9 protein-coding genes are annotated in these 11,703 nt (G+C 58.7%); 5 read left to right on the top strand and 4 right to left on the bottom strand.

The annotated features are described in order from the left end of the window. Positions 1 to 43: 43 nt before the first annotated feature. From N6L27_RS07420 to N6L27_RS07430, 3 genes are all read right to left on the bottom strand, one after another. Positions 44 to 550 (bottom strand): molybdopterin-dependent oxidoreductase, encoded by a 507-nt coding sequence (locus N6L27_RS07420; protein ID WP_271906589.1) that lies wholly within the window; start codon positions 548 to 550, stop codon positions 44 to 46. A gap of 102 nt (positions 551 to 652) precedes the next feature. Next, on the bottom strand, positions 653 to 1,540 hold the full coding sequence (locus tag N6L27_RS07425) for a UTP--glucose-1-phosphate uridylyltransferase (protein WP_271906590.1): 888 nt from the start codon (positions 1,538 to 1,540) through the stop codon (positions 653 to 655). Positions 1,541 to 1,563: 23 nt separating this feature from the next. Continuing rightward, a complete protein-coding gene (locus N6L27_RS07430; protein ID WP_271906591.1) occupies positions 1,564 to 2,955 on the bottom strand; it encodes a WecB/TagA/CpsF family glycosyltransferase in 1,392 nt (463 codons plus the stop codon). Positions 2,956 to 3,202: 247 nt separating this feature from the next. Here N6L27_RS07430 and N6L27_RS07435 point away from each other — a divergent pair, with 247 nt between their 5' ends. From N6L27_RS07435 to N6L27_RS07455, 5 genes are all read left to right on the top strand, one after another. Continuing rightward, positions 3,203 to 3,817 carry a response regulator gene (locus N6L27_RS07435; RefSeq protein WP_039151902.1) on the top strand — a complete coding sequence of 205 codons (615 nt, stop codon included), beginning with the start codon at positions 3,203 to 3,205 and terminating at the stop codon, positions 3,815 to 3,817. 131 nt (positions 3,818 to 3,948) lie between these two features. Beyond that, positions 3,949 to 5,394 (top strand): hypothetical protein, encoded by a 1,446-nt coding sequence (locus N6L27_RS07440; protein WP_271906594.1) that lies wholly within the window; start codon positions 3,949 to 3,951, stop codon positions 5,392 to 5,394. After that, on the top strand, positions 5,391 to 6,647 hold the full coding sequence (locus N6L27_RS07445) for an O-antigen ligase domain-containing protein (protein WP_271906595.1): 1,257 nt from the start codon (positions 5,391 to 5,393) through the stop codon (positions 6,645 to 6,647). The genes N6L27_RS07440 and N6L27_RS07445 overlap by 4 nt, the downstream gene beginning before the upstream one ends. Positions 6,648 to 7,592: 945 nt before the next feature. Beyond that, complete coding sequence (locus N6L27_RS07450; RefSeq protein ID WP_271906597.1) at positions 7,593 to 9,440, top strand: AAA family ATPase; 1,848 nt, start codon at positions 7,593 to 7,595, stop codon at positions 9,438 to 9,440. 52 nt (positions 9,441 to 9,492) lie between these two features. After that, positions 9,493 to 9,774, top strand: a complete 282-nt coding sequence (locus N6L27_RS07455) for a hypothetical protein (RefSeq protein ID WP_271906599.1) — start codon at positions 9,493 to 9,495, stop codon at positions 9,772 to 9,774. A gap of 117 nt (positions 9,775 to 9,891) precedes the next feature. Here N6L27_RS07455 and N6L27_RS07460 read toward each other — a convergent pair. Beyond that, positions 9,892 to 11,703, bottom strand: a 1,812-nt coding sequence (locus N6L27_RS07460) for a calcium-binding protein (protein WP_271906601.1), incomplete at its 5' end; no start/stop codon positions are given.

Raw genomic sequence — 11,703 nt, forward strand, 5'->3', positions numbered from 1 at the left:
TAAGCGGGCAGCCAGGCGAACGAGTGCTCTTTCGGGCGGTTCGCTACTCGATCACTTCGATGCGGTCGAGCTGCCAGATGCTGCGGGAATAAACCACCTCTGATTGATATTCCGTTTTGCTGTCATAAGGGTAAACAATCCACAGCGGCCCCTTGTCACGCACCGACATTTCCTCGCCGTTGAGCTTGTAGGCAATGATCGGTCCCCCTTCGACAGCATCTGACAGAGGGATGTCCACTGCATAGTCGTTGATGGCGGTAGCCCGCAACGTGGTTCCGGTGATGTCCAAACGGTCAACCAGCTGATCCAGCGGCACCCCCTCAAAGTGCTGCACGCCCTGCGTCCAGATTGTCGAGGTTTCAAACTCCACGGCACCCAGCCCTTCGAGCATGGCCAAATCGAATTGCGCTGCTCCCCCGGCGTTGCCCGTTTGGGGGGCACCGGACACAGTCAGAACCACCTCTCCGCTTGGCTGGCCCAAGTTTTCCGCTGCCAGCGGCTGTGCTGCAAGCAGGCAAATGGCAATTGTCTTGAGCGCTATATGAAGCATCACGCGGCCTCCGTTGACATTTGATCAAGATATGACACGACGCGGCCCAGGCGCCAAAAGGTTAGACGGATACCGGCCTATCCTTTCGAATAGGTCCCGCAATCACGCCGCCTGCGGAACCGGGGCAACACGCCCGGCAAGAAAGCCGGACAATTCGCGGGCCAGTTCCGGCCGGTCCAGCGCAAAGGCGGCCGTTGCCTGCACAAATCCTTGCACATTGCCGCAGTCAAACCGTTCGCCGTCAAACCGGAACCCGGTCACACCTGCTGTTGGAAGGTCCGCGTTGATGGCGTCCGTCAGTTGCAGCTCTCCGCCTGCGCCTGGGCAAATGGTGCCTAGAGCCCCAAAAATCGAAGGCTCCAGAATATAGCGGCCAACTACGGCATGTGTTGACGGTGCCTGTGCAGGATCCGGCTTTTCAACCATCCCGCGGGCGTGTGCGAGTTTTCCGGCCTCCCTTGCGACATCCAGGATGCCGTAGGAAGAGGTCTGCTCGCGCGCAACTTTCATGGTTGCTACCATGTGGCCGCGGCTTACGGCATGCGCCTCCACCATCTGGCGCAGCGCCCCGCGCGGCGCGCGGATGACATCATCGGGCAGCAGCACCGCAAAGGGTTCGTCTCCAACCAGGCGTGCGGCCAATCCCACAGCGTGGCCAAGGCCCAGCGGCTTGCTTTGGCGTACAAAAGACAGGGCGCCTTCCGGCATCCGGGCCCGTGCGATGGCTTCCAAAGCCGCTGTTTTGCCGCGCATTTCCAATGTGTTTTCCAGAGCGGAGGCAGTGTCGAAGTAGTCCTCCAATGCTCCCTTGCCTGCGGCAGTGACAAAGATGAACTCCTCGATCCCCGCCTCCCGCGCCTCGTCCACCGCGTATTGGATCAGCGGGCGGTCCACCAGCGGCAACATCTCCTTGGGGATCGATTTGGTGGCCGGCAGAAAACGGGTCCCCATGCCGGCAACCGGAAAAACAGCTTTGCGAATATGTGTCATTGTATATCTCCTGAAGTGAGGGGTCAGTAGGCGCCGCGGCCAGAAATCACCGCGCCAAAGGTTCTGAGGATGAGCTGGAGGTTCAGCTTGAACGAGCGCGCCTGAATGTAGCTGAGGTCCATCTCGATCATTTCCTTGAAGCCGACAGAGGCACGGCCGGATACCTGCCAGACACCGGTGATGCCCGGTTTGACCTGCAGGCGGCCAAGCGCCCGGGGCGGGTAATCTGCAACCTCGCACGGCAGTGCCGGGCGGGGGCCGACGATAGACATATCCCCGCGCAGCACGTTGAACAGTTGCGGCAGCTCATCAATGGAGGTCCGGCGCAGCCAGCGGCCCACGCGGGTGATCCGCGGATCCTGACGCGACTTGAAGCAGATCCCGTCCCGGTCTGAGACGTTCAGGATTTCCGCCCGCCGGGTTTCGGCATCTGCCGTCATCGAGCGGAACTTGTACATGGTAAAGGTTTTGCCGTTCAGCCCGACTCTCGCCTGTTTGAAAATCGCCGCCCCCTTGCTGTCTGCCCTTACTGCCAGCGCTGCCAGCAGCAGCAAGGGTGACAGCAGCAGCAGCGCCGAAAGTGCAACTGTGATATCAAGCGCGCGCTGCTGGGCGTCGGCGAGGCGCTTCCGCCGCAGCGCAGCCAGTCCGGCATGAGCCAGGAAGCTGACGTTTCCGGTCAGGTAGCGGCGTGCCATCCGGCGCGGCTCCATAGCCAGCCGCCAGACCCACTCCATCCTTGCCGCCCTGACCGGTTCCGGCGCCCGTGCAACCGAGCCCGACAGAAAGTCGAACAGCGCGCCCACTCCAAGGGTAAGATCGGCCTTCAGGTCATCAGCATGGCGGTGCAGCCACAGCTCCTGCATCGGCACGCCAAGCGCGACCAGCACGACGTCGGCGCCGCTTTCGTTGATGTCCGCGATAACGGCCTGGGTGTCCCGTGCTCCCTGATACCCGTCGCGGGTGCCAGCAATGCGCAGACCGGGGATGTCATAGACCAGCCGCGCCGCGGCTGCATCCGCAACCCCCGGCCGCCCGCCGAACAGGTAGACCGATTTGCCCATGCTGGCCGCACGCTGCAACAGCTGCGGCACAAAGTCGGTGCCGTTCAAATTGGCCGTCAGAGAATGACCGGTGAACTTTGCCGCCAGTTCAACTCCGATGCCATCAGGCAGCAGGATATCCGCCCCGGCGACAGCCTCGGCATAGTGCGGGTCGCGGCGGCGGATATTGCAGCAATGCGCGTTCATGAAGAAAGCGCGCCGGCGGCCAGGCGACAGCAGCTTGGCAACAGCCTGATCAGCGCTGCTGTTAACCAGATGGAGGTCCAGAGCAGGCAGGTAAGCCGTGTTCAGACGGTCGGTTTTGACTGCTGGGGCAGCACCGAAACTGGAAGAGGAATATGCAAGTGTCATCTGCTAAGTCCTTGAGCTGTCATTGGTTGCTCTCAGGCTGTTACAGGCGGCCGCTCCTCTCAACGGAGCGGGAGGACAGGTCGCGGGCCCGTTGGCATCCCCTGCTTGCCTTGCGGCGTGCGAACCTATCCGCCCGGATCAAAATCTATCCAAATGCTTTCCAAGCTGCGGCGAATACACACGACTTTTGCCGTGCAAGCGCCGCATTCACGCGGTACGTGTAGAGGAAGGGATCAAGGAGCATGTTATGAGAGTACTGATTGCCGATGACCACGACCTGCTGCGTGACACGCTTGTTCTGTTCCTGGAAGGCCAAGGTTCCTTCAAGACCAGTACCGCGGCGGATCTGGATCAGGCATGCAAGCTGATCGAGACCGAAGATCCCTTTGATCTGATCCTGCTGGATCTGAATATGCCCGGCATGAACGGGCTGGCCGGCCTCAAGCGGGCGATGGCCATGAGAAACGGGCAGCGGGTTGCCCTGATGTCCGGTGCGGCCACCCGCCAGATCGCTGAACAGGCGCTGGAGGCCGGCGCCGCCGGGTTTGTGCCAAAGACCCTGCCGGCAAAATCAATGATCAATGCGGTCAAGTTCATGGCGATGGGGGAGCAATATGCACCCATTGATTTCATGACTGCCGCAGATCCGGAAACGGACCACCCGCTGGCCGAAAAACTTTCACCGCGCGAGCTTCAGGTTCTGAAAGGCCTGACCGAGGGCAAGTCCAACAAGGAAATCGCCCGCGATCTGGACATTACCGAACCGACAGTGAAACTGCACATGAAAACGCTGTACCGAAAGCTGGAAGTGGCAAACCGCACCCAGGCAGCACTGGCTGCACGCGAGGCGGGGCTGTTCTGACTGCCTGCGGGGGCGCAGTCCTAAAACCTACTCCAACGGATAGCCGCGAATACGGATGCGCACCGGGATAGCCTTGCGCGCAGGCGCGGCGGGCAAAGCGCCGGGATAGTCTCAGGTTGAAGGAGACTGACATGCTGCAGAAACTTGCCGGAAAATTTGATGCTCCGCGGCGGCTTTGGCACCGGATATCCCTCCGCCGCATCATCGTCGGCGGGCGTTTGGGCGACACCAGCCGCATCCGCCGCTACCTGGCATTCTTGCTGCTTGGGCTGGCACTGGTCTGGGCGCCGATCAACGGCTACCTGCAAACCGCACCGCTTGCCTTCAAATCGCATGCGTCGCTCATCCTGCCAGGGTCCGGGGCGTCGGCCTCAATGAACCTCAATGGTATCGGGCAGGCGTCCTCCTATGCCAATTCCGCATTTGCCAGCAACTCCGTCAGCCCGACCGAAACATACAAGCGCCTGATCGGTGCTGACCGTATCCTCGCCGCGGCTGCTGGCGCGATGGGACTGAGCCGCCGTGAATTCGGCAAACCGCGGATCCGGCTGGTGGATCAAACCAGCCTCATTCACATCGAAATGACGGGTCCCAGTGCAGAAAACGCCCAGCAGCGCGGCAATGCCCTGCTGCAGGCCTTCTTCGAAGAACTGGACGCGCTGCGCAAGGATGAGCAAGCCACCCGCGAGGACAGCGGTCTGGCCGCCATTGGTGATTACCAGAGTTCGGTAGCGGTCACACGCTCTGACATCGGCAAACTTCAGAAATCCTCCGGGCTGCTGTCTGGCGAGGAGTTCGATGCAATGGTCGAAGACACCCGCGAACTGGAAGGCCGGGTTGAGGACATTGCCGGTATTCTTGAGGAAAAGACACAAAGCGTTGCCGCGCTTGAGCAAACCCTAGGCATCCAGGCCTCCGCCGCGGCCGCAACCCTGAAACTCTTTGCCGATGCAGACTTTCTCGCTCTGGAAGACGAAAGCGCCATCCATGCTGCAAAACTGGCTGAAGCCCGTGCGTCTTACGGTGAAGGGCACCCGAAGGTGCAAGCCGCACGTGCAGCCCAGGCTGCGGCGGAACACAGTGCAAGCCAACAGGCAGCGGCAGTGACAGGTATCCAAATTGATGAGCTGAAAAGGCTTGATCTGGCCCCGGACGGAGCGCGGGCAGAGTTGTTGGCTCAGCTTGTGCGGATGGATGCAGAGCGCATGGGCACAGCCCGGCAGTATGAAGCTTTGGCTCAGCGTCTGGTGTTCGAGCAGACCCGGCTGCAAGAACTGGCGGCTAGCGCAGCACGGCTGAAGGATTTGCAGCGAGATTTCTCTGTGGCTGAAGCAGTGTTTGCTTCTGCCATCGCCCGAACCCAGTCGACGAAATCGGATGTTTATGCCTCATACCCGCTGGTTCAGATACTCGAAAACCCGTCCCTTCCCGAACGCCCCTCTTCGCCTGACCGTAAGCTCGCCTTTGCCGCCGGGGCGGCGGCCACCTTCATGCTGCTGATCGCTCTGTTGCTGGGCTGGATCAGATCCGCGGTCATCGGCCGTCTTCTGGCCGCGCCCAAGGCAGCTGAAGCATGACCCCGCAAAACCCGGCAGAGCGGATGATCTACCGCTCCATGGTTCTGACTTGGCCCTTCTACGCCGTTGGTGCGCTATACGTCGTGGGCCCGGTTCTGGCCTGGGTTCTCGGCGCGCTAGCGGTGCTGGCACTCTACCTTGGCCCGGCGTTCCGGCCCGACTTGCGTGCTACCGGTCCGGTTCCGGTGCTGATCTGGGCCTGGATCATCGGCATGGCCATTTTGCTGGTGGCACTGTGGATCGGGCACCTCGACTGGGGGCTCGGCCTCAAGAAGACAATCAAGTCCTCGATCGGCTGGGCCAAGGGCTGGGCACTGCTGGCGCTGTTCCCGCTGGTTGGCGCGGTGCTGCCGGTTCGCCGCGAGGTTCTGATCCGCGGGCAATGCGTGATCGGGGCCTGGACGCTGGCGCTGGCACCGGTTCTGCTGGCAGCGCCCTACCTTGGCCTTCCCGAACGTGTCTTCACCTCACCGCTGAAGGCCGTTGGCGGGCCGGGGCCGGAATATTTCAGTCTTTACCTGTTCACCTACGATCCGGCCAGCTGGACACCGCGCTGGCAATTCTATGCCCCCTGGTCGCCCTTCGCGGCGCTGCTGGGGGTCATCTTGGTGCTGTTTGCGCTGGAAGAGAAAAACCGAAAGTGGATGCTGGCCGGTGTGGCCGCCGGGGTCCTGATGATTTTGGCATCAAAATCGCGGATGGGGCTGGTAGGGCTGATGGCCTGTACCGTTGCACCGCGCATGATGCCCCTGATCCTGCGCTGCTGGGCTTGGCATGTAACGGCTGGGCTGACAGCGTCTCTGGCGGTGACCGGCAGCACATTGGCGGCGCTGGCTGGCGATGCGGTGGCCGCATTCAAGGGGGCGAGGGCCGACAGCACTCGGGTCCGTGAAACACTGCAACGGATAGCCAGCGAGCGCTGGCAGACCGAAGCCTTCTGGTTTGGCCACGGCACAGTTCAACCCGGGTCCCATGCCGTGGAATACATGCCCATCGGCAGCCATCACACCTGGTACGGGCTGCTGTTCGTCAAAGGTGCTGCCGGTTTTGCCGCACTGCTCATTCCGCTGGTTTGGCACATCGGTTTTGTCATGGCGGATGCAGCAAAACACGCGCGCGGCCGCCTGCCGCTGGGAATACTGATGACAATGGTGCTGCTCTCTTTCGGGGAGAATATTGAAATCGAAGCCTATATGCTTTGGCCGGGCCTGATCCTGCTTGGCGTGCATCTTCGCGAAGCCGAGGCGGCTTAGGCCAGTTGCGGTTTCCTGCCGGAAGAATTCGCCCGGCCCGCTGATGTCGCCGCAACTGCAGCACCGATCACACGTCTGCGGCGAAAGACCAGTTTGTCCGGCATTGTGTGAACTCACCGGGTGCAGGATCTCGCGGTCGCAGCGAACAGCAGAAACGGCGGGTTGCGCGGCAGCGTAAAAACTCGGCTGGTTGCGTCAAGCGGCCGAGTTTGCAAAGGGCGCTTCTGCGCTGAAGCAGACGTGTGCAGTCGTCCAGGTCGCTGGTGCAGCGAATGGCTGCAAGGTCCCGCGACCTGTGAGTTGCCGCCTCAATCTTTGCTGCGCCTTGCACCAATGGCCGGTTTTCCCGCCGCCTTGCAGCGCCATGAACCAAGCTGATGCAGCGATTTTCGTACTGCGAGCGCGCGCAGCGAGAAATAGCAATGACCGCCTCGGGCTCTCTGCCGACTTGCGGTGATGCGGCGGCAGGGTTGCAGAAAAACTTCACTAGGACGCTTCTGCCAAACGACGCCAGGCAGCCCGAAGCGGTCATAGACTTGGTGTGACGCGGCAAGGTTGCTGCCGGTGCAACATTTTCGGGCCATCTCACCGAAAGCGGCCACTCACCGAACCCGGCGAGCTACTGCCAATGCTGCGGACCGCTTCAGGGGGCGCGATGCGCAGACAGCGACGTTTGCAAAGTTGCGAACTGTGGTCGCTCATTTAGGCGTGGCCGGACCATAGTGGGAGTTCACATCACTGCCTGATGGAGCGGCGCAGCCTCTCCAGAGCGGACACCCGCAAATTTCTCAAACTTGGCTAAATGCGCCTTCTGTATCCCATCGGGCACTTGCGTTTTGGTGGGCGTGTGATGGTTGGAAGGATGGGATTGATCTATGCAAGGTGATCGGGATCTGATTGGGTGTGCCGGATAGCGGCGTTTCATTGAGTTAACAAGGCATAGAATTGAGAATTCGTCTGGATAATATTGAGGTAAGAAATTTCAAGCGCATCGAAGTGCTTGAAATAGATCTGAAACCGATGACAGCATTGGTCGGCGGCAACACGAGCGGCAAGAGCAGCGCTCTGCAAGCTGCTCAACTCGGGGTTTCCATTCTTCAGGCTTCATTCCGTGGGCACCGAAGAAATGGAACCCCAGAGTTTTCGACAACGGTTGCGAACGATGCGGTTCTATTCAGACCAACTGAACAACTACTCGATCTGCGTCACGGAGGCGCAGCAACTCAGAACAACGGGTTTTCCGTTCAGTATTCTGGTGTGGATCTAGATACAAATGCGGAAAAGACTCTGAGAATTGAAATCCGCCGCGGTAAGAATGCAAATATCGCAATCACGCGCGAAGGTGACGATGATCTCGCAGAGATCTTAGCCAGTGATGAGCAACCATTCTCGATCCTGACCCCTGGCCTGTCCGGCATATCTATGCGCGAGGAGTGGAGAACAAAGGCGGCGATGGATGCTGCGGTCATGCACGGAGACGCCAACCTGTACTTGCGCACTGTGCTCGACCATCTTTTCAAACGTGATTTGGATGAAGGTGCACGGACTGCATGGCTCCAACAGCGCTCGATTGATGCGCTACCAGAAGCGAGCGGCTGGAAGGCGTTTGCCGAGCTGCTGGACCGTTGCTACGACGGCGCGCGCGTTTTGGTTAAACACAATCCGCACCATGATCGGTTCATCAACGTAGAGGTCGAGACCCCCCGTGCAACGGTGACGCTCGACATGGCGTCCACTGGAATGTTGCAGGTCATTCAGATCGTCGCATACGCTTGCTTCTACGCGCCGCCCTTGCTGCTTCTGGACGAGCCAGACGCCCATTTGCATGCGGACAGTCAGTCGCGTCTCTACGAAGCCCTCAAGGGTGTTGCAGCAGAAACTCAGACCCGCATTCTCTTTGCCAGCCACTCCCCGCAGTTGATCCAACGGTTGATGCACGACCATAATGCCGAAGCTGTTTGGATGGCAGAGGGTGCGAAGGTGCCCCTGGACGAGGCGCAGCGACCAGCCATCCCGATCATGATGACACTCGGTGCACTTGCCGCCGGCGCGGAAATTTTCGATCCAGCGCGGCAGGTCATACTCATGACCGAAGACAAAGACTCAGAGCCGGTTAGGGTTCTTGCCTTGGCAAATGGGGCCCCGGAAAATTTGACAGTGTTGTCTTACAACGGCTGTGGCAATCTGCCAGCAGCGCGACTTCTGGCGAACATGATCTCGGATATGAGGCCAGATGCCCAGATCATAATCCACCGGGATCGAGACTTTCGAACCGAGCAAGAAATGGCATTCGAGCTAGCGACGGCATCGGCTGAACGAGACCGAAACGGTATTACTGGTGTTTCTGAGCTTTTTACGCCGCTCAACGACGTTGAACACTCCTTCGCGCAATCGGACCACCTAAAAGCCATTTTTCATGATGTTGCTCCGGCTCTAATCGATGCCGCAATCACCGATGAAACTGCACTGAGACGGGATAACCTGGTTCAAGCCGCTCATGTAGCCCGAGAGCAAATTCGCGCGAACACCTATGTCCCTCGGAAGCAAGCCAAGGAAGAATGGGGCGCCACTGGTATGCCAAACCAGGCCCCAAATGTCGCGGGATTCAAGCCTGCCAATGGTCTGGTTCCGGTTGCCTTCGAGCATACTCATGGCAAAAAGTTGATGGCGGGCTTGAAACCAAGGATACACGCCCACGTTGGGGGAGCTTCTCAAGAAACTGCAACGAGGCTGTTTTCAGCTTCTGAGCACCTTCGAGCGGAAGCTTGGACGAATGCGTTCCAGCCCGACTAGATTGCGGCGTCGAATTAGGTTTTTCGAGCAAGAAGGCGCAAAAGGTCCTTGCATGTCGCGTCTCGATAGTTTGGCCACCGATCAATGTCCGTTTTTTCATCTTGCTGTCATTCACTGCATGCGCAGCATGGGCTTCCGCTTGCGTCCGCTTTCTTGCAGGACGCCGACATTGGTGCCACATGCAGCAGACGGCAGTAGAGTTCATAATCTGCACCTTGAATTTTCTCGCTGCGTGCGCTCGCAGCATAAAACACGCCGCAGCAGTATTCGTTTCGCCGCGGCGCAGAACTGGAAGCAGCTATTCAAGCGAAGCTGGCAAGCATTCGTGGGATGACACTATTTGGAGTAACGTCAGTTATTTGCTTCTTTACGATGAATGACCGCTTGGTGATAGCGGTCATTCAAATAGTTTCACGCTATGAGGCGAGACCGAAAGGAAACCCGGTTGCCCTCAGAACAGGAAGTCCTCTTCGGATAGTAGCGTGGCATTAACCCCGTGAAGCACCACGGTTCCGTGGTCAGCAACAGTAATGTGCGAATCCCCCGAAACGTCTGAGATGACAACATCGCCAAACGAAACGCCCTCAATGTCGAGATTCAGCCTGTCGACCCCATCTTCGAAATCAGTGACTTGATCACTGCCGAATTGGTTTCCGAACACAAATGTGTCGATCCCCAATCCTCCGGTAAGCGTGTCGTTGCCTGCGCCACCATCTATCTGGTTGTCGGCGTCCGAGCCAATCAAGGTGTTATTGCCTGAACCGCCAACAAGGTTCTCAATGTTGGTAACCTGTTCGACAAACCCATCTGAGAAGGTTGCTCTGGATTGAGACAAATCGACGGTAAAATGATTGCTGGAGTATGAGAAGTCCAGTGTGTCGATACCTTCTCCGCCGTCGAAGAAGTCATCTCCAATGCTGCCGAACAATGTGTCGTTGCCTGCACCACCTTGGTGATTGTCGTCACCGTCACCACCTTGAAGCTGGTCGTTCCCATTTCCGCCAGAAAGGGTGTCGTTCCCTCTTCCGCCATCAAGGAAATTGTCCGCGTCTGAACCGATGAGGGTGTTGTGGCCGCTCCCGGCGATCACATTCTCAATATTGAGCACTTGCTCGACGAAGCCGTCCGTAAACACGGCTGTCGATTGGCTAAGATCGATAGTGTAGCCATTGCTGGAATAGGTGAAGTCGAGAGTGTCTACTCCCTCTCCGCCATCAAACAAATCTGCGCCTGTGTTACCAATGAGATAGTCGTCACCGGTCCCACCATTGTGGGTGTCGGCTCCACTTCCGCCATCAATACGGTCATTTCCTGCGCCGCCGTCGAGGCTGTCGTCGCCGGAAGTACCAACAAGCGTATCGTCTCCGCCATTATCTGTAACCTGATCGCTGATGGACTTGGCAGAAATACCTGCAAGATCCAGCACGGTTCCGTCCGCGAATTCGATCAGCTCCATGTCTTCGATAGTATTTTCGAAGTGGTCGGTGACAGTAACGGTGTCTCCGTTGCCCAGAGTGATAACCAGATCCTTGCCCGCGTTCTGCGAGAAGGTGACATCCTCCGCGTTCACATCGGTGAAGACCAGGCGGTCGTTGACCTTCTGGCCGCTGTAGTCTGCGATGACATCATTGCCGTCGCCGAGGCTGTAGGTATAGGTATCCGCGCCGTCGCCGCCTTTCAGCGTGTCATTGCCAGCTCCGCCGAGGAACTGATCATTTCCGATGCCGCCAAGCACCAGATCATCCCCTGCACCATTCTGATCGCTGATGGACTTGGCAGAAATACCTGCAAGATCCAGCACGGTTCCGTCCGCGAATTCGATCAGCTCCATGTCTTCGATAGTATTTTCGAAGTGGTCTGTGACAGTAACGGTGTCTCCGTTGCCCAGGGTGATAACCAGATCCTTGCCCGCGTTCTGCGAGAAGGTGACATCCTCCGCGTTCACATCGGTGAAGACCAGGCGGTCGTTGACCTTCTGGCCGCTGTAGTCTGCGATGACATCATTGCCGTCGCCCAGGCTGTAGGTATAGGTATCCGCGCCGTCGCCGCCTTTCAGCGTGTCATTGCCAGCTCCGCCGAGGAACTGATCATTTCCGATGCCGCCAAGCACCAGATCATCCCCTGCACCATTCTGATCGCTGATGGACTTGGCAGAAATACCTGCAAGATCCAGCACGGTTCCGTCCGCGAATTCGATCAGCTCCATGTCTTCGATAGTATTTTCGAAGTGGTCGGTGACAGTAACGGTGTCTCCGTTGCCCAG

The organism is Leisingera sp. SS27, assembly GCF_028368855.1.
Taxonomy (GTDB): Bacteria; Pseudomonadota; Alphaproteobacteria; order Rhodobacterales; family Rhodobacteraceae; genus Leisingera.

Excerpts from the sequence above, each read along its gene's own strand:
- N6L27_RS07455 (WP_271906599.1), top strand. The coding sequence starts at position 9,493 with ATGTCGCGTCTCGATAGTTTGGCCACCGATCAATGTCCGTTTTTTCAT.
- N6L27_RS07445 (WP_271906595.1), top strand. The coding sequence starts at position 5,391 with ATGACCCCGCAAAACCCGGCAGAGCGGATGATCTACCGCTCCATGGTT.
- N6L27_RS07430 (WP_271906591.1), bottom strand. The coding sequence starts at position 2,955 with ATGACACTTGCATATTCCTCTTCCAGTTTCGGTGCTGCCCCAGCAGTC.
- N6L27_RS07440 (WP_271906594.1), top strand. The coding sequence starts at position 3,949 with ATGCTGCAGAAACTTGCCGGAAAATTTGATGCTCCGCGGCGGCTTTGG.
- N6L27_RS07435 (WP_039151902.1), top strand. The coding sequence starts at position 3,203 with ATGAGAGTACTGATTGCCGATGACCACGACCTGCTGCGTGACACGCTT.
- N6L27_RS07420 (WP_271906589.1), bottom strand. The coding sequence starts at position 550 with ATGCTTCATATAGCGCTCAAGACAATTGCCATTTGCCTGCTTGCAGCA.
- N6L27_RS07425 (WP_271906590.1), bottom strand. The coding sequence starts at position 1,540 with ATGACACATATTCGCAAAGCTGTTTTTCCGGTTGCCGGCATGGGGACC.